The organism is Ensifer adhaerens, from assembly GCF_002940685.1.
Lineage (GTDB): Bacteria > Pseudomonadota > Alphaproteobacteria > Rhizobiales > Rhizobiaceae > Ensifer > Ensifer adhaerens_E.
Map to the genome: position 1 here is coordinate 366,169 of NZ_PNFP01000001.1, position 24,902 is coordinate 391,070.

A 24,902-nucleotide genomic window follows, 5' to 3' on the forward strand; every position below is an offset into this window, starting at 1 on the left:
GGTGAGGGGAAAATCCCGCCGGTTATCCTACTCTGGGACTGAAATGTTAATTTTCTTTACCATACGCACCGGTTCGGGACGAACGAGATCGACCGAAAGCAGACCGTTGCGCAGTTCAGCGCCGAGAACTTTCATGCCATCGGCAAGAACGAAGGTGCGCTGGAACTGGCGAGCGGCAATGCCGCGGTGCAGGTAGTCTCGGTCGCCGTTGTCGATCTGCCGGCCGCGGATGACGAGCTGGTTTTCTTCGGTGGTGACTTCGAGGTCTTCGTCGGAAAAGCCGGCCACCGCCAGCGTGATGCGAAGACGTTCCGGTGCATCGGACGTATCATCGCCACGGATGCGCTCGATGTTGTAGGGCGGGTATCCGTCGTTGCCCTTGGCGATGCGCTCAAGGGTCTTTTCCATCGTATCGAAACCCAACAGCAGCGGGCTCGTAAAAGGCGTAATTCGGCTCATTCTTCAAGTCCTTGCGAGATCAAGCGACCGTTGTCCGGACCTGCCTTGCAGCATCCTCTCCGCAATATGGTAGCTGTGCGCAATGAGTGCAAGCCGCTTGCCTCCGGCGTGCACGCAAATCATAGTCCGCTCTCGCAGATTCCGGGAATGGGACAAAGGAACGCCAGGGCGTTTACTCCCGTCCGGCCCAATGCAAAGTATCGATCGCGCCGGGTTCGGGTCGGATCGACCCGAACAGCGTGATCCAGGGAGGACGAGAAAGTGCCCGTGCCGAGAAAGATAATCATAGACACCGACCCCGGGCAGGACGATGCCGCCGCCATCATGCTCGCCTTCGGCAGCCCGGAAGAGATCGATCTTCTCGGCATCACCGCTGTCGCCGGCAACGTGCCGCTGGCCCTGACGGCCCGTAACGCGCGCATTCTCTGCGAGCTTTGTGACCGGCCGAAGGTGAAGGTGTTCTCGGGCGCCGACAAGCCGATCGCCCGTCCGCTGGTGACGGCCGAGCACGTGCACGGCAAGACCGGACTCGACGGTCCGGAGCTTGCCGAGCCGACGATGAAACTCGAGGAGCAGCATGCGGTCGACTTCATCGTCGAGACGTTGCGAAAGGAGCCAGAGGGCTCCGTGACGCTCTGCACGCTCGGTCCGCTCACCAACGTCGCGCTGGCACTGCAGAAGGCGCCTGACATCGCCCCGCGGGTCAAGGAACTGGTGATGATGGGCGGCGGCTTCTTCGAGGGCGGCAACATCACGCCCGCCGCCGAGTTCAACGTCTATGTCGATCCCGAGGCCGCCGATATCGTCTTCCGCTCGGGCATTCCGATCGTGATGATGCCGCTCGACGTCACCCACCGGGTGCTGACCCACAAGGCGCGTGTGCAGAAGATCCGCGACATCGGCAGCCGCCCGGCGATCGCCATGGCCGAGATGCTCGAATTCTTCGAACGCTTCGATATCGAGAAATACGGCACCGACGGCGGCCCGCTGCACGACCCGACCGTCATTGCCTATCTGCTGCGCCCCGAGCTTTTCACCGGCCGGGATTGCAACGTCGAGATCGAAACCAAGTCGGAGCTGACGGCCGGCATGACCGTCGTCGACTGGTGGCAGGTCACCGGCCGGCCGCACAACGCCAAGGTCATGCGCTTCGTCGACGACCAGGGCTTCTTCGATCTGCTGACGGAACGCCTGGCCAGGATCTGAACCAGACTTCGGCTAGAAGGCTCAAACAAAAACGGCGCCCCGAAGGGCGCCGTTTTTCATGTTGGCGTCTGGCGATCAGAACTCTTCCCAATTGTCCTGGGCAAGCGCGTTGGCGCCCGAGGTTTGAGCAAGCACCTTCTGCGTCGAGGCCGAGTAGCCGCCACGCGCCGGGCTTGCCGCGGCGGTCGGAGCGGGGCGTGCCTCGCGGGCGGGTGCCGGCACCGGGGCTGGACGTTCGGCGGCGCGCATGCGCTCGGCCGTGCCGCGCAGCATCACTGCCGACGACGGCTGGGCCGATGCCGTCGCCTGCGCGACCCGGAAGCGGGCGACGAGCGTGTTGAGCGTGCGCGCCTCCTCGTTGAGCGCCATGCCGGCCGCGGTCGTTTCCTCGACCATGGCGGCGTTCTGCTGGGTCACCTGGTCCATCTGGTTGACGGCCGAGTTGATCTCCTTGAGGCCGACCGCCTGTTCCGAAGCGGAGCTGGAGATCTGGCGGATGAGACCGTTGATCTGAACCACCTGTTCGGCGATCTTCTCAAGTGCCCCACCGGCCTTGCCGACGAGATCGACGCCTTCGCGCACCTGGCCGGCCGAGGTGTTGATCAGCGTCTTGATCTCCTTGGCGGCGTTTGCCGAGCGCTGGGCGAGTTCGCGCACTTCCTGGGCGACGACGGCAAAGCCCTTGCCGGCATCACCTGCACGGGCCGCCTCGACGCCGGCATTGAGCGCCAGAAGGTTGGTCTGGAAGGCGATTTCGTCGATGACGCCGATGATGCGGCTGACCTCGTGCGACGACTGCTCGATGCCCTTCATCGCGGCAATCGCCTTCTGCACCACTTCGCCCGACTGTCCGGCATCGCTGCTGGCCGCTTCCACCGATTTCGCGGCGACCTTGGCGTTTTCGGCGCTGGCGTTGACCTGCGAGGTCAGCTCGTCGAGGGCGGCAGCCGTTTCCTCGAGGCTTGCGGCCTGCTGCTCTGTGCGGTGCGACAGGTCGTTGGCAGCACTGCTGATTTCGCTGGTGCCGTTGCCGATGTTGACGACCGAGTGGTTGACGGTGCGGATCGTCTCTTCGAGGCTCTCCATCGTCGCGTTGAAGTCACGCTTGAGCTGGGCGTATTCACCCGGGAAGTCGTCGGTGATGCGGAAGGCGAGATCACCTGAAGACAGATGCGAAAGGCCCTTGCCGAGGCGGGCGACGATGTCGCGTTGGAGCGCGCTCGATTCGGCGCGTTCGGTCTCCGACCGGCCGCGTTCGCGCTCGGCCTGTTCGCGCTCGTGGCGGGCTTCGCCTTCGAGGCGCTTCGTGTCGGCAAGCTGGTGGCGGAAGCCTTCGAGCGCCTTGGCGACCTCGCCGGTCTCGTCGGAACGATCCTGGCCGGCGATCGCCTTGGTGTAGTCGCCGTGGCTGAGATTGTTGACGCCCTTGACGAGTGCGGCGAGCGGCTTCTGCACGAAGCCACGGACGGCCAGGTAGAGGCCGAGCAGCACGGCGCCGAGCACGACGAGGCCGCCGACGATCATCATGTAGGTCTGATCCTTGACCGGTGCGTTGATCGCGCTGCGCGGCACGTCGACGAGCACGATCCAGCTGGTGTTCACGCCGGAAAGCGCGAACGGATAGACGAGGCGGTCGAAGGGTTCATTGCCGTCATAGGAAAGGTTGGAGATGATGCCCGGCTTGCCCGAGGCGAGCGCGTTCTTGACGATGTCGTTGCCTTCGCCGTCATAGTCCTTGAGCAGCAGTTCCGGGATCGGCGCAACCAGCCACTTGCCGCTTTGCGACAGCAGGTAGACGCGGCCAGTTTCGAACGGCTTCAGCTTCGCAAGGCCTTCGGCGAGCGAGGCGAGCGAGATGTCGACGCCGGAGACGCCGATCAGCTTGCCGCCGGACATGACCGGATAGGCGATCGAGCTCATCGCGGTCGGAACGTCGGTGCCTTCGGCGGTGTAGGGCTGGGTGATCGCGCCCTTGCCGCTCTTTGCCGCGAGCGCATACCACTCGGCCGGATAATCGGCCTTGAAGGTGGAGTACTGGATTTCGTTGTTGCGGGTCTTCGACCAGTAGGGCGTGAAGATGCCGAGGTCGTTGCCGCCCAGTTCCTTGTTGTTGACGACGTCTTCCTGGCGACCGTCGAAGGCCTTGGGCTCTTCGGCGAACCAGCTGCCGAAGGCAAACGGGTTCTGCTCGAGATTTGCCCTGAGGACGTTGATCACCCCGGTGCGTTCCATCGACTTTTCGGCATGCGCGCGGCCGATGACGCCGGCCATCGAGCGGGCGGCACTTGCCAGTTCGCCGACGTCGCCGGCGATGTCGGAGGCGATCGCGCGGGCCTCGCCGTTTGCCTGTTCGAGAACCAGCGTTTCGACGCGGTCCTGGGTCTGGGAGATGAGAACGAAATTCGAAGCGAGCAGGACGAGTGCAATTGTGCCGCCTGTCACCGCGATCAGTTTGGTCGCCAGCGATTTGGCTTGGAACTTGAACATGAAATCCTCACGTGCTGGGAGGTCCGCCGGCTCTCGCCTGCGGTGGACGCATTTCGCAATGGGGGTGAACTCCATCATGGAGCGTCAGATGCCGACCGGCATATTGGAGGCGACCGGGTCGTCGTGACCGGCTCTCTCAGGGTCCTGAATAGACTGGAGATTCTTAAGATAGGGCCAACGCGAGGGCTATTTTACGCGTCGCTTGCATAAAATTGCGCGCAAAGTTTTGCCTCCGCGACATCGGCTGTCCGGATTGCGCACGAGGGAATTTGAGCCGGCTGGAAACGAGCGGCGCAAGACCGCCGTCAAGAAAAAAGCGGGCGATTACCGCCCGCATCAGATGGCTTTGACCTCAGCCGCACTGACCCAAGGTATCGTGGTCTAGAGGCGCGATGCCACGTCGGCCGCAAGCGGGATCGAAGGCTGGGCGCCGCTCTTCAGGCAGGCGAGCGAACCGGCGACGGCCGCGCGGCGCAACGCATCGGGGAAGGCGATGCCGGCGTCGAGGCTGGCTGCGAGATAGCCGCAGAAGGTGTCGCCGGCGCCGACGGTGTCGACCGGCTCGATCTTCAGGCCCTTGGCGCGCTGGATCTCGCCTTCGTGCACGGCGACGACGCCCTCGGCGCCGAGCGTGACGATCACGGTCTGGCCGGTCTCGGCGTGAAGCGCCTTCATCGCCTCCTCGCGCTCCGCACTGCTGATGCCGCTCTTGCCGGCGAGCAGTTCGAACTCGGTCTCGTTGGCGATGACGATATCGGCCATCCGGCCGAGGCGGGCTGCCTCAGGCGTCAGCGGCGCGATGTTGATGACCGAACGTATGCCCTTCTGTTTGGCGGCATTGAGCGCCTTCTCGACGGAAGCAGCCGGAATTTCGAGCTGCAGCATCAGCGTGTCGCCGGGCTTCATCCCGTCGACCGCCTTCGTGGCATCGGCCTCGTTGACGGTCGCGTTGGCGCTGGCGACGACGACGATGACATTTTCGCCGTCACCGCCGACCAGGATATGGGCGGTGCCCGTCGGCTCACTGACCGTCTTGGTCAGCGACAGGTCGGCGCCCGCAGCCTTCAGCAGTTCCAGCGCGCCTTCGGCAAAACTGTCGGCGCCGACGGCACCCGCCATCTTGACCGTTGCGCCGGCACGCCGTGCGGCGAGCGCCTGGTTCGCGCCCTTGCCGCCGGCGGCGGTCGAAAAGCCGGTGCCGGCGACGGTTTCGCCGGGCTTCGGAAGGCGTGCGGTGGTGGCGATCAGATCCATGTTGATGGACCCAAAAACAGTAATCATCTGAAACTATCCTGTCGGCTTGCGAATTGGGCCGGAGAGTGCCCGACAGCCTCAGTCCTCGTCAACCACCCGCAGGCGCAATTGCCCGACGCGGTTGTCGACCGCGGCACGCTGGTCGCCTGTGTCCCGTGCGCCACCTTCCGCTTCAAGTTCGAGCGCCTCGATCTTGGCGCCGCGGCGGGTGAGCTTGCTGGAGGAAACCAGGATATCCTCGACATCCTTCTGGCTCATGGCGAAGTGGCCCTGAAGCTTGCGCACGCGCTCGTCGAGACGACCGAGGTCCTCCATCAATCTCGCAACTTCGCCCTGGATCAGATGCGCCTGCTCACGCATGCGCGCATCCTTGAGGATCGCCTGGATCACCTGGATCGACAGCAAGAGCAGCGACGGCGAAACGATGACGATCCGCTGGCGGTGCGCCTTCTGCACGATCGCTTCGAAATGCTCGTGGATCTCCGCAAAGATCGATTCGGACGGTACGAAGAGGAAGGCGGTGTCCTGCGTCTCGCCCGGGATCAGATACTTGCCGGCGATATCGCGCACATGGGTTTCCATGTCGCGGCGAAAGAGCTGCGCGATCTGCTGGCGGCGTTCCGGCGTGGGTGCATCCCGCATCGCATTCCAGGCTTCGAGCGGGAACTTGGCGTCGATGACGAGCGGCGGCTGGCCGTTCGGCATGCGGATGGTGCAGTCGGGACGTGCCCCGTTCGACAGCGTCGCCTGGAACTCGAAAGCGCCCATCGGCAGTCCGTCAGCGATGATCGCTTCCATGCGCGACTGGCCGAAGGCGCCGCGCGTCTGCTTGTTCGACAGAATGGCCTGCAGCCCGGCCATGTCCTTGGCAAGCGCCTGGATGTTGTTCTGGGCCGTATCGATGACTGCGAGGCGCTCCTGCAGCCGGCGCAAATTTTCATGCGTCGCCTTGGTCTGTTCGCTGATCGAGGCGCCGATGCGGTGGGTCATGCCGTCGATGCGCTGGCTGAGCGTCTGGTTGAGCTCCGCCTGCCGCGCCCCGAACACCTCGGCCATGGCGGCGACCCGCCCTTGCATCTCCGTCTGGGCGGCGAGCAGCATCGCCATCTGTTCCTGTCGTTCCTCGTCACGGGTGTCTCGCCGCCGGGAAAACGCCATCACAAGAGCAGCCGCGACGACAAGGCCGGCGGCAATCGCGAGATGGCCCAGGGTGATCGGCAGGGTGCCGACGAAAAACAGCGGCTGGGCGAAGGGGAGGGGCGCAGGTTCCATGCGTCAAACCTAACAGATTCTTCGGTTATGGATAGATCAAAACAAGAACATTCGACCGATGCAGTTAACGCGGGCCGATGCAGCAAGGGCTGCTGCGGGTGGCAAGGCAATTTCCTTGCACGCCGACGGAAAGATCGGCTATGGGAGCAACATGACGATCAAGCCGCTTATCATCCTTCCCGATCCTGTGCTTCGCCAGGTTTCCACGCCGATCGAAACCATCGACGCGGACGTCCGCCGTCTGGCCGACGACATGCTCGAAACCATGTACGACGCCCCTGGGATCGGCCTTGCCGCGATCCAGATCGGCGTCGCCAGACGCATGCTGGTGCTCGACGTCTCGAAAGAGGGCGACGAGAAGACGCCTCTCGTCTTCATCAACCCCGAGATCGTTGCGTCTTCCGATGAACGCTCGGTCTATGAGGAAGGCTGCCTGTCGATCCCCGACTATTACGCCGAGGTCGAGCGCCCCGCTGTCATCACCGTCAGGCACCTCGACCGCGACGGCAAGCAACAGACGATCGAGGCCGACGGCCTGCTCGCCACCTGCCTGCAGCACGAGATCGATCACCTGAACGGCGTGCTGTTCATCGACCATATCTCCAAGCTCAAGCGCGACATGGTGATCCGCAAGTTCACCAAGGCCGCCAAGACGCGCGGCGCAAAGGCGATCTGAGCCTTCGATCGCGGAAGATCGCGCGAAAGCTTGAAGGCGGGAACCCGTTGAACATTCCAGGAAGAGCGTGAGACGGCTTTCCTGGAATTGTCCTGTTTTTAGAGAATGAGATCATTTCGCCGTTTCCCCGCATGAAGTGATCTGAAAGGACGGAGTTACCGCCTTGTCGCTTCGCATCATCTTCATGGGTACGCCGGAATTCTCGGTGCCGACGCTGGCGGCACTTGCCGAGGCGGGCCATCAGATTGTCGCCGCCTATACCCAGCCGCCGCGGCCGGGCGGCAGGCGCGGGCTCGACCTGCAGAAATCGCCAGTGCATCAGGCGGCCGAGTTGCTCGGGATTCCCGTGCTGACGCCGGTCAACTTCAAGGACGAGGCGGACCGCCAGACCTTCCGGGACTTCGACGCCGATGTCGCCGTCGTCGTCGCCTATGGCCTGCTTTTGCCCGAGGCGATCCTCACCGGCACCAAATACGGCTGCTACAACGGCCACGCTTCGCTGTTGCCGCGCTGGCGCGGCGCTGCCCCCATCCAGCGCGCCATCATGGCCGGCGATCCTGAGACCGGCATGATGGTGATGAAGATGGACAAGGGACTGGACACCGGCCCCGTCGCGCTCACCAAGGTTGTCCAGATCGGCGAGACCATGACCGGCGGCGAGCTGCACGACCGGCTGATGCAGGTGGGCGCGACGTTGATGCGGGAGGCGATGGCCAAGCTCGAAGCCGGCGACCTGCCGCTGACGGCGCAGACCGACGAGGGTGTCGCCTATGCCGCAAAGATCAGCAAGACGGAAACGCGCATCGATTTTGCCCGCAGCGCAAAAGAGGTGCACGATCATATCCGCGGCCTGTCGCCGTTCCCGGGCGCCTGGTTCGAGCTCGAGATTGCCGGGAAGCCGGAACGTATCAAGGTGCTGAACTCCGAACTGGCAGCCGGCGCCGGCGAGGCCGGCACGGTGCTCGACGACAATCTGACGATTGCCTGCGGCGAAGGCGCCGTGCGCCTCACCCGCCTGCAGCGCGCCGGCGGCAAGGCGTTGGGTGCGGCCGACTTCCTGCGCGGAACGCCGGTGGCTGCCGGCACGAGGGTCGGCTGATGCCGCGATTCAAGCTGACCGTTGAATATGACGGCTCCGACTATGTCGGCTGGCAAAGGCAGGACAACGGCCAGTCCGTGCAAGGGGCGATCGAAAAGGCGATCCTGTCGCTCACCGGCGAGACCGTGTCCATCCGCGGTGCCGGCCGTACGGACTCGGGCGTGCACGCCAGCGGCCAGGTGATGCATGCCGATCTCACCCGTCCGTGGAAGCCCTATACGCTGCGCAACGCGCTGAACGCCCATCTGGGGCTTGCCGGTGAGCGCGTGGCGATCCTCGAGGCCGAGGAAGTGTCCGAGCAATTCGATGCGCGTTTCTCGGCGCTGCGCCGGCATTATCTCTACCGCATCATTTCACGTCCGGCGCCGCTGGCGCTCGAAGCCAGGCGAGCCTGGTGGGTGCCGAAGCCGCTCGACCATGCGGCGATGCATGCGGGTGCCCAGCGGCTCGTCGGCCATCACGATTTCACCACCTTCCGCTCCGCCCATTGTCAGGCGACGAGCCCGGTGCGCACGCTCGACCGGCTGGACGTGGCCCTGGTCGCCGGCGTCATCGAAATCCGCGCGACGGCGCAGAGCTTCCTGCACAACCAGATCCGGTCCTTCGCGGGCTCGCTGAAGCTGGTGGGGGAAGGCAAGTGGACGCCGGACGATTTGCAGGCCGCGCTTGAAGCGCGCGACCGCAAGGCCTGCGGCCCGGTGGCGCCGCCGGCCGGGCTCTATTTCCTTCAGGTGGATTACTGATCCCGAAATCTTAGCTTGTCGGGATCAGGCCGAAGAAGCGCTGCAGGAGATCGCCGATCATCATCGACGGCAGCAGGAAGAGCGCCGTCAGCGCTGAGGCAAGCAGCGTCTGGTTGCCCGTCACCATGCGCAGAAGCCGGAAGAGCACCGCGATGCTGATGACGAGCAGCGTCAGCCAGATGAAGCTCGTCAGCCCCTGGCTCCCGGGAATGACGACACGGATCGCCGCCGGCACCGCCATGGCATAGGAGAGCGGCACGGAGAGCCAGTTGGTGGTGACGACGATCGGCACCACCGCTCCGGCAAAGCCGAGCGGGCGTGACAGGATGGCGATCAGCACCAGTGGCAACAGCCAGCTGACGAGATCGACAACCAAAAGCTTGAAGATGAAGCCGATGCCGATCGTGGTGCCGTCAGGCATGACCGAGAGATAGTAGAGCCGCCAGGACGCCCAGGTGACGGCAATCGCCGGCAGGCACCAGAGCATGGACGTGAAGGAGCGCCAGAGGCCGCTCTCGCTGAAATCCAGCCAGCGGAAGCCTTCTTCTTTACCCTGCGCCAGGAGCCAGAGCCCCCGGATATAGGCAAGCACCTCATCAAGCAGCGGCATGGCCGAACCAGCGGGCGATGAACGTTTCATAGATGTTCGTCAGCGTCTCGAGATCGGCGACGGCGACGCGCTCATCGACCATGTGCATCGTCTGGCCGACGAGGCCGAACTCGACCACCGGGCAGTAATCCTTGATGAAGCGTGCGTCCGAGGTGCCGCCGGTCGTCGACAGCTTCGGCTGACGCCCCGTCACGGCTTCCACCGCGCCGGAGAGCGATTCGATCAGCGCATTGTTGCGTGTGAGAAACACGTGGCTCGGGCGCTCGGCCCAGGCGATCTCGTAGCGGACCGGCGCGCGGTCCGGACGCAGGTTGCCGCTTGCCGCCGCACGGTCGAGCCGGGCGATGATCTCGGCCATCAGGCTTTCCGCCGTCCAGGTGTCGTTGAAGCGGATGTTGAAGGCGGCCGTCGCCTTGGCCGGTATGACGTTGACCGCACCGTTGCCGACATCGATCGTCGTCACTTCCAGATTGGAGGGCTGGAAGCTCTCGGTGCCGTTGTCGAAGGGCGGGTCCATCAGCGCCTGCGTCAGCTGCAGGATGCCACGCACGGGGCTGTCGGCGAGATGCGGATAGGCCGCATGGCCCTGCACGCCGTGAACGGTGATGCGGCCGGAGAGCGAACCACGGCGGCCGATCTTGATCATATCGCCAAGCTGGTCTGGGTTGGTCGGCTCGCCGACGAGGCAGGCATCCCAGCGCTCGCCCTTGTCAGCCGCCCATTGCAGGAGCTTGGTGGTGCCGTTGATCGCCGGGCCTTCTTCATCGCCGGTGATGAGGAAGGAAACCGAGCCCTTCGGGGCCCCATGCTTTTCGATATGGCGGGCGATGGCGGCGACGAAGCAGGCGATGCCGCCCTTCATGTCGACCGCGCCGCGGCCGTACATTTCTCCGCCGGCGATGTCGGCCGAAAACGGCCCGTGGCTCCAGGCGGCCTCGTCGCCGACGGGAACGACGTCGGTATGGCCGGCGAACATCAGGTGCGGGCCCTCGGTCCCGAGCCGCGCATAGAGGTTCTCGATGTCGGGCGTGCCAACGTCCTTCGCCACCACGCGGTCGACTGCAAAGCCGAGCGGCTTCAGCATGGTTTCGAGTGCTGCAAGCGCTCCGCCTTCGGCCGGGGTGACCGAGGGGCAACGGATGAGGGTGGCGAGATTGGCGATCGGATCGGTGGAGGTCATCTAACGCTATGCCGTCTGCATGGCCGCGGGGGCCTTGGGAATGGAGGCTGCTGGTTTATCCGATCGCCAGCGAACTGTCACGCAAGATGGCGACCCGACGCGTGAGATGGGCAACTGGCGCGCGAGACGCAGAACGGCGCCGCGCCTGGGCGGAGGCGCAGCGCCGCAGCTTCAACGGGCCGGAGTGAACCGGCCCGCCTGAAGATCGCGAAGGGATGGAGAAGGGCTTATTCTCCGGGCGCCAGATGCGGCGCTTCGATATGGGCGCCTGCGTGCTTCAGCGGCCGCTCGCCGGCGAGCTTGCGGATCAGCACGTAGAACACCGGCGTCATGAAGATGCCGAAGGCGGTAACGCCGATCATGCCGGCAAAGACCGCAACACCCATCGCCGAGCGCATTTCCGCACCGGCGCCGGTCGACAGGACCAGCGGCACGACGCCCATGATGAAGGCCATCGAGGTCATCAGGATCGGGCGAAGACGCAGCCGGCTTGCCTCGATTGCCGCCTTGACCGGCGTGCTGCCCGAGAGTTCCAGTTCGCGGGCGAACTCGACGATCAGGATGGCGTTCTTCGCCGATAGCCCGACCAAGACGATCAGGCCGATCTGGGTGAAGACGTTGTTGTCGCCTCCGGTCAGCCAGACGCCCACCAGCGCCGCCATGATGCCCATCGGCACGATCAGGATGATCGCGATCGGCAGCGTCAGGCTTTCATACTGGGCAGCGAGCACCAGGTAGACGAGCAGCAGCGCCAGCGGGAAGACCAGGATGCCGGAATTGCCCGCAAGAATCTGCTGGTAGGTCAGGTCCGTCCACTCGTAGCCGATGCCCGGAGGCAGGGTTTCAGCGGCGATGCGTTCAATGGCTTCCTGCGCCTGGCCGGACGAGAAACCCGGTGCCGGGCCGCCGTTGATGTCGGCGGACAGGAAGCCGTTGTAGCGGATCGCCCGTTCGGCACCGACCGTTTGCTCGACCTTCAGCAGCGCCGACAGCGGGATCATTTCGCCGGACTGCGAGCGCACCTTCAGCTTGCCGATGTCGTCGGCATGGCTGCGGTAGTTGGCATCCGCCTGGACACGCACGCTGTAGGTGCGGCCGAAGGCGTTGAAGTCGTTGACGTAGAGCGAGCCCAGGTAGATCTGCAAGGTCTCGAAGACGTCGGTGACGGCCACGCCGAGCTGGCGCGCTTTCACGCGGTCGAGGTCGGCATAGAGCTGCGGCACGTTGATCTGGTAGCTCGAATAGAGCCCGGCCAGTTCCGGTGCCTGGTAGGCCTTGGCGAGGAAGGCCTTGGCCGCCTCGTCGAGCGCCTGGTAGCCGAGGCCGTTCTTGTCCTCAAGCTGCAGCTTGAAGCCGCCGGTCGTGCCGAGACCCTGGACGGGCGGCGGCGGGAACATGGCGATGAACGCATCCTGGATGACGCCGAATTCCTGGTTGAGCTGCATGGCGATCGCGCCGCCGGAGAGCTCAGGCGTCTTGCGTTCCTCGAAGGGCTTGAGGGCGACGAACACGATGCCGGAGTTCGACGAGTTGGTGAAGCCGTTGATCGACAGGCCCGGGAAGGCGATGGCGTTTTCGACGCCCGGGTGCTTGAGCGCGATCTCGCTCATGCGCTTGATCACGTCTTCCGAGCGGTCAAGGGTGGCTGCATCCGGAAGCTGGGCGAAGCCGATCAGGTACTGCTTGTCCTGCGCCGGCACGAAGCCGCCGGGAACCGCGCGAAACAGCGTGAAGGTGACGCCGAGAAGCACGACATAGACCACCATGATCAGCGACTTGCGCGTCAGGATTCGGCCGACGCCGCGGCCATAGGCTTCCGAGCTTGCCCCGAAGAAGCGGTTGAAGCCGCGGAAGAACCAGCCGAACAGCCTGTCCATCACCCGCGTCAGCCAGTCCTTCGGCGCGTGATGGTCCTTCAGGAGAAGGGCGGCCAGCGCCGGGGAGAGCGTCAGCGAATTCAGCGCCGAGATGACGGTCGAGATTGCGATCGTCAGCGCGAACTGGCGATAGAACTGGCCGGTAAGCCCGGTGATGAAGGCGAGCGGCACGAACACGGCGACGAGCACCAGCGCGATCGCGATGATCGGGCCCGAGACTTCCTGCATGGCGCGGTAGGTCGCCTGCACCGGCGACAGGCCCTGCTCGATGTTGCGTTCGACGTTTTCCACCACGACGATCGCGTCGTCGACGACGATGCCGATCGCCAGCACCAGGCCGAAGAGGCTGAGCGCGTTGATCGAGAAGCCGAAGACATACATGACGGCGAAGGTGCCGACGATCGAGACCGGCACGGCGACGAGCGGAATGATCGAGGCGCGCCAGGTTTGCAGGAAGATGATGACGACGAGCACGACCAGCGCGATGGCTTCGAGCAGTGTGTCGACCACCGATTCGATCGAGGCGCGCACGAACTGGGTGGTGTCGTAGACGATGCCGTAGTCGACGCCATCGGGCATGGTGAGCTTCATCTCGGCCATGGCCTTGCGCACGTCGTCGGAAATCTGGATCGCGTTCGATCCGGGGGCCTGGAAGACCGCCATGCCGACGGCGGGCTTGTTGTCGAGCAGCGAGCGCAACGAATAGTCGGAAGCGCCCATTTCGACGCGGGCAACGTCGGCCAGGCGGGTTACTTCGCCTTGAGCGCCGGACTTGACGACGATGTTCTCGAAGTCCTCGGGCGTCTGCAGGCGGCCCTGGGCGTTGACGGAGAGCTGCAGGTCGAGGCCCGGGACGGAAGGCGAGGCGCCGATCACGCCGGCTGCCGCCTGCACGTTCTGGCCGCGCACCGCATTGGCGATGTCGCTTGCGGCAAGGCCGCGCTCGGCCGCCTTCTGCGGGTCGATCCAGATGCGCATCGAATAGTCGCCGCCGCCGAAGATCTGAACCTGACCGACGCCTTCGATGCGCGCCAGCCGATCCTTGACGTTCAGCACACCGTAGTTGCGCAGATAGTTGATGTCATACTGGCCGCTCGGCGAAAGCAGGTGCACGACCATGGTCAGGTCGGGCGAGCTCTTGACCGTGGTGATGCCGAGGCGGCGCACCTCCTCGGGCAGCCGCGGCTCGGCCTGCGAGACGCGGTTCTGCACGAGCTGTTGCGCCTGGTCCGGGTCGGTGCCGAGCGCGAAGGTGACGGTCAGCGTCATCAGGCCGTCTGCGGTCGCCTGGCTCTGCATGTAGAGCATGTCCTCGACGCCGTTGATCTGCTCTTCGAGCGGTGTCGCCACCGTCTCGGCGATGACGGCCGGGTTGGCGCCCGGATATTGCGCGCGCACGACGATCTGCGGCGGCACGACTTCGGGATATTCGGAGATCGGCAGACCGGTCATGCCGATCAGGCCGGCCACGAAGATCAGGACCGAAAGAACGCCCGCGAAGACCGGGCGGTCGACGAAGAAGCGTGAGAAATTCATGGTATCCCCCTTGGGACGTTTCAGGGCAGAGCTCGCCCGTGCGCGGCGAAAAGCGTCGCCGCGCGGCAAGGTGTCTGCTGAGTGATGCCTGGGCTGGCCGCCTCTTCACATCGAGCGAAGAGGCGCTTCAGTTTACTTGGCGATCGAGGCGGTCGTTTCCTCGACCTGCTGCGGCGCCACGATGACACCGGGGCGAACCCGCTGCAGGCCGTTGACGACGATGTTCTCGCCCGACGCCAGACCGCTTTCGACGATACGCAGACCGTCGGAATTCGGTCCGAGCTTCACCTGGCGGTACTCGACCTTGTTGTCGGTGCCGACGACGAAGACGAACTTCTTGTCCTGGTCGGAGCCGATGGCGCGGTCGCTGATGACGAGCTTTTCTTCCGGGTCCGGTTCGCCGATGCGGATGCGGACGAACTGTCCGGGGATCAGCTTGCCGTCGGCGTTTTCAAGCGCCGCGCGCACCCGGATCGTGCCGGTTGCCGCATCCACCTCGTTGTTGATGAGCTGGATGTGGCCGGAGATCGGCGTGCCTTCGTCTGCGGCGGTGCCGACCTGGACCGGGATGCGTTCGATGGCGCTGCCGCCGGCGGACGCCGCGAGCCTTGCGAGTGCGGTTGTGACCACCTCTTCGCTGGCATTGAAGCTCGCATAGATCGGATCGACCGAAACGAGCGTCGTCAGCACGGGCGAGGCGGAGCCGGCGGCCACGAGGTTGCCGGCAGTGACGTCGAGCCGGCCGACGCGGCCGGAGATCGGGGCGCGCACCTCGGTATATTGCAGGTCGAGTTCGGCCGTGCGCAGGGCCGCCTTGGCCGAACGGACCTCGGCCTGCGCCTCGTCATAGGCGCTGGAGCGCTGGTCGACGCTGCTCTGCGGCACGGCACTGGTGGTCACCAGCTTGCGGCCACGCTCGAGCTCGATCTTGGCGAGGGAAACGCGCGCTTCGGCGGCAGAAACCTGGGCCTTTGCCCGCTCGACGGCGGCGGCATAGGGTTCCGGGTCGATCGTCACAAGCAGGTCGCCCTGCTTGACGAGCGCGCCTTCGCGGAAGTGCGCCTTGAGGATGGCGCCGCCGACGCGCGGGCGAACCTCGACGCGCTCGATCGCTTCGAGCCGCCCGGAGAATTCCTCCCAGGTGGTGATGCGCTTGGACTGCGCCCGCGCCACCGAGACCGGAACGGCCGGCGGCGCGGCGGCGGCCGCATCGGTCGCGGCATCCGCTTCGAAATGCTGCGGCAGGCCGAACAGGACGGCGGCACCGCCGCCGACAGACAAAAGGATGCTCAGGCCGGCGCCCCAGAGGGCCCGGCGGGTCACTGTCGATGTCATTTTTCTCTCCTTGCCGGTTGGGAGCCGGCGCTTTGCGTTCGATGCCAGATCGGGGGATGGGCTGGGTGACCGCCGCCCTCGTCTAACGCACCGTCATTTCCGCCGGCTTTGCCCCCGCCTTCTGGAAGAAGCGGGCGAAGATGCCGGTAATTTCCTTCTGCTGTGCCGACCAGCCTTCGCCGGAACACGCGTTCTGCGGCAACCATCCGGCGCGTCCCGACAGCACGTGGGACTCCACCGCCACGCCCGCCTTGCGCAGGCGCTCGGCATAGGCTTCAGCCTCGTCGCGCATCGGACATTCCTCGCTGGTCACGATCAGCGAAGGCACGAGGCCGGCAAGCCGCGTACAGTGGGCCGGCGCGGCGTAAGGGTGGGTGAAGCCACCGCTCTGGCCGAGATAACGTTGCCAGCCGTCGGCGATCGATTGCGCCGAGGACTGTGGGCAGTATTGCCGGAACGATTCCGTTGCCAGGCACGGGTCGAGCATCGGCGACAGCAGGATCTGGCCCTTGAGATCGGTCAGATACTGGTCCCGCGCCATCAGCGCGGCACCGGCGGCGACATTGCCGCCAGCCTCTTCGCCGGCCACGAACAGCGACGACTTCTTGTGCGCGAACTGCGGGCAGCGCGAGCGCATCGACGACAGCATGGCGTAGGCGACATCAAGCGCCGCGGGAAAGGGATTGAGGCAGGCCGCGGAATATTCCGGAGAGATCACCACCGCTCCGGCAGCCGCGAGCGCCTCGGCGACACGCTCGCCGGCGGCGATCGTTCCGCCGACGAAGGAGCCGCCATGCAGGTGCAACACGACCGGCGGCGGATTGAGCAGGGCCTCGCCGCGGTAGACGCGTGCCGTGCACGAGCCTTGGCCCGTCTGCATCGTCTCCACCTTGAACTGTTCGCCCATCTCTCTTGCCTTCGGCCCGAGCTAAACCCACATGTGGCGACAACACGCCACGATAGGAGAATAGCATTGTCTTCTGTCTGGAATAGTCTTTTCAATCTGACTACACTATTCGTATTCTCGAACAATTATGGCTCTTGAAAATGGACCAGCTCACGGCCATGCGCGCGTTCCTCCGCGTCGTCGAAACCGGAAATTTCACCCGCGCTTCCGCTTCGCTGAACATGCCGAAGGCAACGCTCACCAATCTCATCCAGGGATTGGAGGCGCATCTGCGCACGAAGCTTTTGAACCGGACCACTCGCCGGGTGCTGGTGACGCCCGATGGCGCGCTTTACTACGAGCGCGCCGCCCGCCTCTTGACCGACCTCGACGAACTCGACGGCAGCCTTTCGAGCGCCCAGACCTTGCCGAAGGGGCGGCTGCGGGTGGAGATGGCGAGCGCGATCGCCAACCTGATCGTGATCCCCGCGCTGCCGGAGTTTCACAAGCGTTATCCCGACATCCAGATCGACCTCGGGGTCTCGGACCGGACGGTCGACTACGTGGCCGAGAACGTCGATTGCGCCATTCGCGTCGGCGCGCTCACCGACCAGTCGCTGATTGCGCGCCGCATCACCGAGATGAGCTTCGTCGCCGTCGCGGCGCCAGAGTATCTCTCGCGCCACGCGGTCCCGCAGCACCCCTCGGATCTCTCGAAGAACTGCTACGTCGTCGGCTATTTCCGGCCGCAGACAGGTCAGCAGATGCCGTTCTACTTCAAGCGTGGCAACGAGGAGATCGAGGTGAACGGCCGCTACACGGTGGCGGCGAATGAATCGACCACCTATCTTGCCGCCGCCCGCGCCGGCCTCGGGGTCATCCAGGCGCCGCGCTTCATGGTGCGCGACGATCTCGTGACCGGCGCCATGCGGCCGGTGCTGGAGGATTGGGAGGTCGAGCCCATGCCGATCTATCTGGTCTATCCGCCGAACCGCCACCTGAGCAGCCGCCTGCGCGTCTTTGCCGACTGGGTGGTGAAGGTCGTCGCCCAGTCGCAGCTCGACACGGCCTGAACACCGCTCGCGGCAGGCGATGCCGGGCGTTACCCACCTTTGTGCCGATCCCAAGATGCAAAAAAAGCGCCGCGATCGGATCGCGGCGCCTTTGATTGGTTTTGAGTTTTGCCGTTGCCAGGCTCAGCCCTGGCGGTTCTTGGCGTTGCCCTTCGGCTTGGTCTTGGGCTTGAAGCCGCCGTCCTTGCCCGCGTCCGGCTTGCCCTTCTTCTTGTTGCCCCAGGGCTTGTCGGCGCCCTTCGCCGGCGGCCGATCCTCGGTATAGGCGGGGCCGTCGGTGTAGCCGGCCTTCTTCTCGAACTTGCGCTTCGGCTTGAAGTCGCCGCGCTCGTCGCCACGGGTGGTATCGTCGGAATAGGGGCGCTTCTTGCCGAAGCCCGGCTTATCCTTCGAGAAGTTCGGCTTGTCCTTGGAGTAGCTAGGCTTTTCCTGGCGCTGCTGGGTGAGATCCGGTGCGCCGGCAAGCGGCTTCACGCGAATGCCCTTTTCCAGCGTCTTGTCCTTGCCGATCGCCGACAGGAACCGTTCGGCGCCCTCGGCCGTCATTTCGACGAAGGTCTCTTCCTGCTGCATGCGGATCGCGCCGATGTCGCGCTTCGTCAGCTTGCCGTGGCGGCAGAGCATCGGGATCAGCCAGCGCGGCTCGGCGCTCTGCTTGCGGCCGACCGAGAGCGAGAACCAGCTGCCGTCGCTGAAGTCAGCCCGCTCGGCGCCGAAGTCCTCACGCGGTCCGCGCTCGTCGCGGCGCGGCTTGGCGCGGTTGTCGCCGACGGCGACTTCGATCAGGTCTTCCGGGGCCGACCGTCCCGAACGGAACTGGCGCACGAAGGCGGCGGCCATCTGCTCGGCGCCGTGGCGTTCGAGAAGGGCGGCCACGATCGCCTGTTCGTCCTCGCGGATCGGTTCTGCGAAGCTGGTGTCGGCAAGCAGGCGCTCGTCGTCGCGCTGGCTGACCTCGTCGGCCGACGGCGGACGAGCCCAGGTCGCGGTGATCCGGCCGCCGTCGAGCAGCCGCTCGGCCTTGCGGCGCTGGTTGACCGGCACGATCAGCGCGCTGACGCCCTTCTGGCCGGCGCGTCCGGTGCGGCCGCTGCGGTGAAGCAGCGTTTCCGAATTGGTCGGCAGGTCGGCGTGAATGACGAGTTCGAGGCCCGGCAGGTCGATGCCGCGGGCGGCCACGTCGGTGGCGATGCAGACGCGGGCGCGGCCATCGCGCATGGCCTGCAGCGCATGGGTGCGTTCGTTCTGGCTGAGTTCGCCCGAAAGCGCCACAACCGAGAAGCCGCGATTGTTGAAGCGCGCGGTCAGGTGGTTGACGGCCGCGCGGGTCGAACAGAACACGATGGCGTTGCGCGCTTCGTAATAGCGCAGCACGTTGATGATCGCGTTTTCGCGGTCGTTCGGCGCCACGGTGAGCGCGCGGTACTCGATGTCGACATGCTGCTTCTGTTCGGACGCGGTGCTGATGCGCACGGCGTCGCGCTGGTAGTTCTTCGCAAGCGTGGCGATCGACTTCGGCACGGTGGCCGAGAACATCAGGGTGCGGCGATCGTCCGGGGACTCTTCGAGAATGAACTCGAGGTCCTCGCGGAAGCCGAGGTCTAGCATCTCGTCGGCCTCATCGAGCACGATGGCGCGCAGCGACGAAATGTCGAGCGAGTTGCGGCGGATGTGGTCGCAAAGACGGCCGGGCGTGCCGACGACGATGTGGGCGCCGCGCTCGAGCGTCCGCTTCTCGGTGCGCATGTCCATGCCGCCGACACAGGAAGCGATGGTTGCGCCGGTCTCGCCATAGAGCCATTCGAGTTCGCGCTTGACCTGCAGTGCCAGTTCGCGCGTCGGTGCGATGGCGAGCGCCAGGGGTGCCGCGGCCGGTCCGAAGCGGCGTTCGTCGCCAAGCAGCGTCGGCGCCAGCGCCAGGCCGAAGGCGACCGTCTTGCCGGAGCCGGTCTGCGCCGAGACCAGCGCGTCCTTGCCCGCAAGCTCCGGGTCGCGCATCGCCTTTTGAACCGGCGTCAATTCGTTGTAACCGCGTTTTGCCAACGCCTCGGCGATCGCAGGCGCGATCCCTTCGAATTCAGTCATATCTTGTCTTTCGGATTTCGGTCGTCGTGCCCGGGACGATCGGATCGTCTCGGCGCCAATTGCCGCGGCCAACACGTCGCGGGCCTGTCATGGCGCGCTTCATACGCGCTCGCGCCGTTCTTGTACAGGGGCGAAGGGTCAGGGACCGGGTTCGTCGCTGTGCGCGCCGAATTCGTTGGGCCCCTGATCGCCCGGCCAGAGGCAAAGGGCGATGAAGACGACCGGGCTCAAGACCGGGATGAACAGAGTGAGGGAAAGTGGGCCGGGATAGCCGATATCGTGCAGGCGCTTGATCGCCAGCATGGCGATAGAGGGAAGCGAGACGAGGCTCGATACGACGAAAAGCAGCGTCCAGATCGCAAGCGCCGTCTCGTTACCCTCGTTGGCAACCATCCTGGCGACCATGAAGCCGCCGATCAGGAACCAGAACAGCCAGGAGAGAAAGAAGGGGAGGCGGCCGATGCGGCCGGAGGGGCTGAAGAACAGCCAGGTCATGCTCGGCTGCGGCCCCTCCGGTGTCATCGGGATCAGTCCCGAAGCAGTTCGTTGATGCCGGTCTTCGAGCGGGTCTTTTCGTCGACGCGCTTGACGATGACGGCGCAATAGAGGTTCGGCGCCGGCTGGCCGTTGCCCATGGTCGAGCCCGACGGCATCGAGCCGGCAACGACGACGGAATAGGGCGGAACTTCGCCATAGGTCACTTCGCCGGTGGCGCGGTCGACGATCTTGGTCGACTTGCCGATGAAGACACCCATGCCAAGCACCGAGCCTTCCCGCACGATGCAGCCTTCGACCACTTCCGAGCGGGCGCCGATGAAGCAATTGTCCTCGATGATCGTCGGGCCGGCCTGCATCGGCTCCAGCACGCCGCCGATGCCGACGCCGCCCGAAAGGTGCACGTTCTTGCCGATCTGGGCGCAGGAGCCGACCGTTGCCCAGGTGTCGACCATGGTGCCTTCGCCGACATAGGCGCCGAGATTGACGAAGGAGGGCATCAGGATGGCGTTGGGGGCGATGTAGGCCGAGCGGCGCACGACGCAGTTCGGAACGGCGCGGAAGCCGGCCTTCTCGAACTCGTTGACGCTCCAGCCGTCGAACTTCGAGGGCACCTTGTCCCACCAGACGGACTGGCCGGGGCCGCCCTTGACGATTTCCATCGGGTTGAGGCGGAAGGAGAGCAGTACGGCCTTCTTCAGCCATTGGTTGACCGTCCAGTTGCCGTCGTCGCCGCGCTGGGCGACGCGCACCTTGCCGCTGTCGAGCAGGTTGAGTGCCGTCTCGACGGCATCGCGCACCGCGCCGCGCGTTCCGGTGTTGACGGAATCGCGGTCTTCAAAGGCGGCTTCGATCGTCTGCGACAGGGAGGCGAGGTCGTGGTTCGTCATCGGAATTCCTTAAAGTTCGGCGGTTATCCTGCGAAAGCTCTACTGCATAAATCCCAAAATCGGAATCGATTTAAGGACAAAATTATGCAGCAGATCTAGCTGCTGCAGCGATCTTGACATGTCCTTCAGGGCACGGCGCTGCAGAACATGATCCTGAAAAGTTGAAGGGCTTTTCAGGTCCCGTGAGTGGCCAGGGCTTGGCAAAGCGAGGCGAACACGGCACTACAGCGCCGCGTGCCCGTTGGGGATGCGCAAAGGCCGCCGCGGCGCGTTGTGCGCTTGCGACCTTCATGACCGAGGATTGAGGATAGGACGCGTCTGGACGAGATGCCGATTGTCCGGAACGCGACGGGAAAGACGACATTATGGCACGCATGAAGAAACGCGCTCTGCGCCGCAAAGATGGGGTCTGGGATCCGCTGGCCGACAGCTCGCAGAGCCGGCAACGCGCACAGACCGTTCCGCTGACGCCGCAATCGGCCTCGCCCTCCTATCGCCTCGCCTATATCGACGACGATTTTCTCTGCCGCGAGGAACTGCGCCCGATCCGGCTGCAGCTCGAACTGTTGAAAACCGAAATGATGCTGGAGGAACGCGGCATCAATTCCACCGTTGTGATGTTTGGTGGCGCCCGCATTCCCGAGCCGGGCGGCGACGCCTGGGCGGCGAAGAACGAGACGCAGCGCAAGAACCTCGAAGCGGCCTCGGTCTATTACGAGGAAGCACGCAAGTTCGCGCGGCTCTGCTCCGAGCATTCGGCCAAGCTGCACTACAAGGAATATGTTGTCGTCACCGGCGGCGGCCCGGGCGTGATGGAAGCGGGCAACCGCGGCGCCGACGATGTCGGCGCGCCGTCGATCGGTCTCAACATCGTGCTGCCGCACGAACAGGCGCCGAACCGTTTCGTGACCCCGGAACTGTCGTTCAACTTCCACTACTTCGCCATCCGCAAGATGCATTTCCTCCTGCGCGCCAAGGCCGTCACCGTGTTCCCGGGCGGTTTCGGCACGCTGGACGAGCTGTTCGAGACGATGACGCTGATGCAGACCGGACGCCTGGCGCTGGTCCCGCTCATTCTCTTCGGCGAAAAGTTCTGGCGCTCGATCGTCAATTTCGAGGCGCTCGCCGAATTCGGCACGATCGCGCCCAACGATGTCGATCTGGTTCAGTTCGTCGAAACCGCCGATGAAGCCTGGGAGATCATTTCCCGCTTCTACGAAACGGTCGATCCGAAGTCCGTTCCGATGGCGAACGGCCGCCGCTAATCGTGCCATGAAAGCGCATAGCCCCTCGCTGGGGGAGCAAGGGGCTATGGGCTAGGCAGGAGCCTCTCCACCGGGCGGTGGGGAGAGAGAAGAGCTCCCGTCAGATCTTTTTGGTGAAGTCGGCCGCGTCGATGACGCCGTCGCCATTCTTGTCACGCCGCTTGAACATCGCCTCGGCGGCGCTTGAAACTTCGCTCGCGCTCAGCGAGCCGTTGCCGTCGGTGTCGACGCGCTTGAAGGCCTTGGGCCTCAGACCAGGCAGCATCGCCGGGCGGGCTTCCTTCAGCTTGGCAAGGGCGGTCTCGCGCTCCGTGCCGGTCTTGGCCTTGGCGTCCTTCCAGGCCTTGCGTGCCTCGCGGAAGGCCTCGCGCTTGACCTTCATCTCTTCGGTGCTGATCTGCCCGTCGCCATTGGTGTCGAAGGTCTTGAAATTGTCGGAGATCCGCGCCTGGAACTCGGTGAGCGAAACTTTCTGGTCCTTGTTGGTGTCGAGCCGCTCGATCATGCGCGCGCCGCGCTGTTCGGGCGTCATCTTTTCGCGTGCGGCGAAGGAGGGGGAGGCCATTCCGGTGACGGCGACTGAGAGTGCGACCACCCCGAGGATCAGCGTCTTGTTCGGCATCATGCGTCCTTTCGATCGGTTGTTTCTGATCGGAAGGATAGACGCAGGCGCAGCCGACGCCAGTTAAACTTTGGTAATTTAAGTCATTGGCCGAAAAGGGGTTTTTCGGCGGCCAAATTGTGTCGAGGCGGGCGGGAAACCGTGCTTGCGGCGTCCGCCCGCGCCCACTTTAGAGATCCGTGAGGAGGCTCCGCAGGAAGCCGGTGAGGTCTTCCGTCACGTAGTCGATCTGCTCGTCGGTGTCGTTCGACTTCTCCCACGATTCCGCAAAGGTGTATTCGAGGTTCTGCGGCACCAGGAGCACCGTCTTCATGCCCAGCGCCTTCGGCACCAGGAGATTGCGCGGCAGATCCTCGAACATGACGGCATTGCGGGTATCGACCCGGTGCAGGCTCATGAACTTGTCATAGGTCTCGCCCGCCGGCTTCGGCACGAAATCGGCGGCGACGATGTCGAAGATGTCGTCGAAGTGGTCGAGGATGCCGAGCGCGCGCGCCGTCATCTCCGCATGCGCAACGCTGCCATTGGTGAAGATGAACTTGCGGCCGGGCAGCGACCGGATGGCTTCGCCGAGCGCCGGGTCGGCAGGGACGATCGAGTAGTCGATCGCATGCGCCTGCTCGAGGAACTCGTTCGGGTCGATGCCGTGATGGATCATCAGGCCTTTGAGCGTCGTGCCGTGGTCGCGGTAATAGTCCTTCTGCAGCTTCTTGGCGTCGGCCGGATCCAGCGACAATAGCTTCGCCACATAGGCCGTCATGTTGCGGTCGATCTGCGCAAACAGGTTGACGTGGTGGGGATAGAGCGTGTTGTCGAGGTCGAAGACCCAGTCGGTGACGTGGGCGAATTCGGAGCGGGTCGGCAGGCGGTCGAGCTTTTTCATCTCCGCCTTATGACACGACGGATCGTGGCAGCAAACGAGAAAAGAGACGCGCCGCGCCTAAGCGCAATGCTGACGCATAGATTAGCGCTTTGAGTTATCAGCTGTGCGTGGCATCTTCCGCTCGCGCGGTTTTTGGCTCGGGGATGCGGATGCCAATGTCTGACGAAGTGTTCTATCTGCTGTTCCTGTTCGGATTCTATTCGTTCACCGTCGTCACCTATTTCGCCCTCGGCTACGGCATTACCTGGCTCAATGAGCGCAATCCCGAACGAAAGATCCAGAAGGGACGCGGTTCCGACAAGCGCCGCAAGGCCGAAATTCGCCAGAGCCTCAAATCGATGTTCAGCGCCTGCCTGCCGCTGACGATCGGCCTCTACGCTCAGCAGAAGGGTTGGGCGCCTGCGCCCTGGACGCTCAGCTGGTGGAACGCCCTGCCGCTCTTCGTGCTCAGCATGATCCTTTACGATGCCTGGTTCTATTTCATGCACCGGCTGCTGCACACCAAGTGGCTCTACCCGCTGCATGCCCTGCACCATAAAAGCGTCGCGCCGACGATCTGGGCCACCTATTCGGAAGACGTGCTCGACAACTTCCTGCTTCAGAGCTTTTCGGCCGTCGTCGTTTTTGCCGTACCGTTTCCGCCGTTGGTCCTCATCGCCCATAGGCTGTTCGAACATTTCAACGGCATGATCGGACACTGCGGTTTCGAGTATTTCGCCACCTCGACGGCCCGTCATCCGTCTCCGCTTTTGTGCACGACGTTTCACGACCAGCATCATCAGAGTTTCCGGTACAATTACGCCAACTACTTCTCCTTCTGGGACCGTGTGCTCGGGACGCTCGCGCCGAACTACGATCAACGGGTAAAGACGTTCGAGGACGAAGCGCCGCGCATCACGATCGGCGAGAGCCGGGAGCTCGCAGAGGTGCCGGAGAAGGCGGAATAACAGCCGGCCGCGCCGGTCGTCC

21 protein-coding genes are annotated in these 24,902 nt (G+C 64.4%); 7 read left to right on the forward strand and 14 right to left on the reverse strand.

From position 1 onward, the window contains the following. Window positions 1-27 precede the first annotated feature (27 nt). Window positions 28-459, reverse strand: coding sequence for an Hsp20 family protein (locus C1A35_RS01900; protein ID WP_104662667.1), 432 nt, complete (start codon window positions 457-459; stop codon window positions 28-30). Between the two features lie 261 nt (window positions 460-720). Between C1A35_RS01900 and C1A35_RS01905 the strand changes: the two genes are divergently transcribed. Beyond that, complete coding sequence (locus C1A35_RS01905) at window positions 721-1,665, forward strand: nucleoside hydrolase (protein ID WP_104662668.1); 945 nt, start codon at window positions 721-723, stop codon at window positions 1,663-1,665. 75 nt (window positions 1,666-1,740) lie between these two features. Here C1A35_RS01905 and C1A35_RS01910 read toward each other — a convergent pair whose 3' ends face one another. From C1A35_RS01910 to C1A35_RS01920, 3 genes are all read right to left on the reverse strand, one after another. Further along, a complete protein-coding gene (locus tag C1A35_RS01910; RefSeq protein WP_104662669.1) occupies window positions 1,741-4,152 on the reverse strand; it encodes a methyl-accepting chemotaxis protein in 2,412 nt (803 codons plus the stop codon). A 381-nt stretch (window positions 4,153-4,533) separates the two neighbouring features. Beyond that, entirely contained in the window at window positions 4,534-5,433 is a 900-nt protein-coding gene (locus C1A35_RS01915; protein WP_104662670.1) for a ribokinase, read from the reverse strand. A 51-nt stretch (window positions 5,434-5,484) separates the two neighbouring features. Next, window positions 5,485-6,678, reverse strand: a complete 1,194-nt coding sequence (locus C1A35_RS01920) for a DNA recombination protein RmuC (protein WP_104662671.1) — start codon at window positions 6,676-6,678, stop codon at window positions 5,485-5,487. Between the two features lie 151 nt (window positions 6,679-6,829). Here C1A35_RS01920 and def point away from each other — a divergent pair, with 151 nt between their 5' ends. From def to truA, 3 genes are all read left to right on the forward strand, one after another. Beyond that, window positions 6,830-7,354 (forward strand): peptide deformylase, encoded by a 525-nt coding sequence (gene def / locus C1A35_RS01925; protein ID WP_104662912.1) that lies wholly within the window; start codon window positions 6,830-6,832, stop codon window positions 7,352-7,354. 163 nt (window positions 7,355-7,517) lie between these two features. Next, window positions 7,518-8,453 carry a methionyl-tRNA formyltransferase gene (gene fmt / locus C1A35_RS01930; RefSeq protein WP_104662672.1) on the forward strand — a complete coding sequence of 312 codons (936 nt, stop codon included), beginning with the start codon at window positions 7,518-7,520 and terminating at the stop codon, window positions 8,451-8,453. Beyond that, a complete protein-coding gene (truA, locus tag C1A35_RS01935) occupies window positions 8,453-9,196 on the forward strand; it encodes a tRNA pseudouridine(38-40) synthase TruA (protein WP_104662673.1) in 744 nt (247 codons plus the stop codon). The genes fmt and truA overlap by 1 nt, the downstream gene beginning before the upstream one ends. Window positions 9,197-9,206: 10 nt before the next feature. Here truA and C1A35_RS01940 read toward each other — a convergent pair whose 3' ends face one another. From C1A35_RS01940 to C1A35_RS01960, 5 genes are all read right to left on the reverse strand, one after another. Then, the gene (locus C1A35_RS01940) at window positions 9,207-9,806 is read right to left on the reverse strand and encodes a hypothetical protein (protein ID WP_104662674.1); all 600 of its coding nucleotides are present in this window, start codon (window positions 9,804-9,806) and stop codon (window positions 9,207-9,209) included. Next, window positions 9,793-10,986, reverse strand: a complete 1,194-nt coding sequence (dapE, locus tag C1A35_RS01945; RefSeq protein WP_104662675.1) for a succinyl-diaminopimelate desuccinylase — start codon at window positions 10,984-10,986, stop codon at window positions 9,793-9,795. Before dapE ends, C1A35_RS01940 begins: the two co-directional genes overlap by 14 nt. A gap of 227 nt (window positions 10,987-11,213) precedes the next feature. After that, window positions 11,214-14,399: an efflux RND transporter permease subunit gene (locus C1A35_RS01950; protein ID WP_104662676.1), complete on the reverse strand. Its 3,186-nt coding sequence runs from the start codon at window positions 14,397-14,399 to the stop codon at window positions 11,214-11,216. A 132-nt stretch (window positions 14,400-14,531) separates the two neighbouring features. Continuing rightward, window positions 14,532-15,734 carry an efflux RND transporter periplasmic adaptor subunit gene (locus C1A35_RS01955; RefSeq protein WP_104662677.1) on the reverse strand — a complete coding sequence of 401 codons (1,203 nt, stop codon included), beginning with the start codon at window positions 15,732-15,734 and terminating at the stop codon, window positions 14,532-14,534. A gap of 82 nt (window positions 15,735-15,816) precedes the next feature. Further along, the gene (locus C1A35_RS01960; RefSeq protein WP_104662678.1) at window positions 15,817-16,641 is read right to left on the reverse strand and encodes an alpha/beta hydrolase fold domain-containing protein; all 825 of its coding nucleotides are present in this window, start codon (window positions 16,639-16,641) and stop codon (window positions 15,817-15,819) included. 140 nt (window positions 16,642-16,781) lie between these two features. Here C1A35_RS01960 and C1A35_RS01965 point away from each other — a divergent pair, with 140 nt between their 5' ends. After that, entirely contained in the window at window positions 16,782-17,693 is a 912-nt protein-coding gene (locus tag C1A35_RS01965) for a LysR family transcriptional regulator (protein WP_104662679.1), read from the forward strand. A 123-nt stretch (window positions 17,694-17,816) separates the two neighbouring features. Here C1A35_RS01965 and C1A35_RS01970 read toward each other — a convergent pair whose 3' ends face one another. From C1A35_RS01970 to dapD, 3 genes are all read right to left on the reverse strand, one after another. Continuing rightward, complete coding sequence (locus C1A35_RS01970; protein WP_104662680.1) at window positions 17,817-19,778, reverse strand: DEAD/DEAH box helicase; 1,962 nt, start codon at window positions 19,776-19,778, stop codon at window positions 17,817-17,819. A 138-nt stretch (window positions 19,779-19,916) separates the two neighbouring features. Next, the gene (locus tag C1A35_RS01975; RefSeq protein WP_104662681.1) at window positions 19,917-20,300 is read right to left on the reverse strand and encodes a DUF805 domain-containing protein; all 384 of its coding nucleotides are present in this window, start codon (window positions 20,298-20,300) and stop codon (window positions 19,917-19,919) included. 5 nt (window positions 20,301-20,305) lie between these two features. Next, the gene (gene dapD, locus C1A35_RS01980) at window positions 20,306-21,163 is read right to left on the reverse strand and encodes a 2,3,4,5-tetrahydropyridine-2,6-dicarboxylate N-succinyltransferase (protein WP_104662682.1); all 858 of its coding nucleotides are present in this window, start codon (window positions 21,161-21,163) and stop codon (window positions 20,306-20,308) included. Between the two features lie 365 nt (window positions 21,164-21,528). Between dapD and C1A35_RS01985 the strand changes: the two genes are divergently transcribed. Continuing rightward, complete coding sequence (locus tag C1A35_RS01985) at window positions 21,529-22,428, forward strand: LOG family protein (RefSeq protein ID WP_104662683.1); 900 nt, start codon at window positions 21,529-21,531, stop codon at window positions 22,426-22,428. A gap of 100 nt (window positions 22,429-22,528) precedes the next feature. Here the strand turns inward: C1A35_RS01985 and C1A35_RS01990 are convergent, their stop codons facing one another. Next, window positions 22,529-23,053, reverse strand: a complete 525-nt coding sequence (locus C1A35_RS01990) for an EF-hand domain-containing protein (protein ID WP_104662684.1) — start codon at window positions 23,051-23,053, stop codon at window positions 22,529-22,531. Window positions 23,054-23,219: 166 nt separating this feature from the next. Then, window positions 23,220-23,933 (reverse strand): pyrimidine 5'-nucleotidase, encoded by a 714-nt coding sequence (locus tag C1A35_RS01995; RefSeq protein WP_104662685.1) that lies wholly within the window; start codon window positions 23,931-23,933, stop codon window positions 23,220-23,222. 155 nt (window positions 23,934-24,088) lie between these two features. Here C1A35_RS01995 and C1A35_RS02000 point away from each other — a divergent pair, with 155 nt between their 5' ends. Then, the gene (locus C1A35_RS02000) at window positions 24,089-24,880 is read left to right on the forward strand and encodes a sterol desaturase family protein (RefSeq protein ID WP_199772834.1); all 792 of its coding nucleotides are present in this window, start codon (window positions 24,089-24,091) and stop codon (window positions 24,878-24,880) included. The last annotated feature ends 22 nt before the right edge of the window (window positions 24,881-24,902 follow it).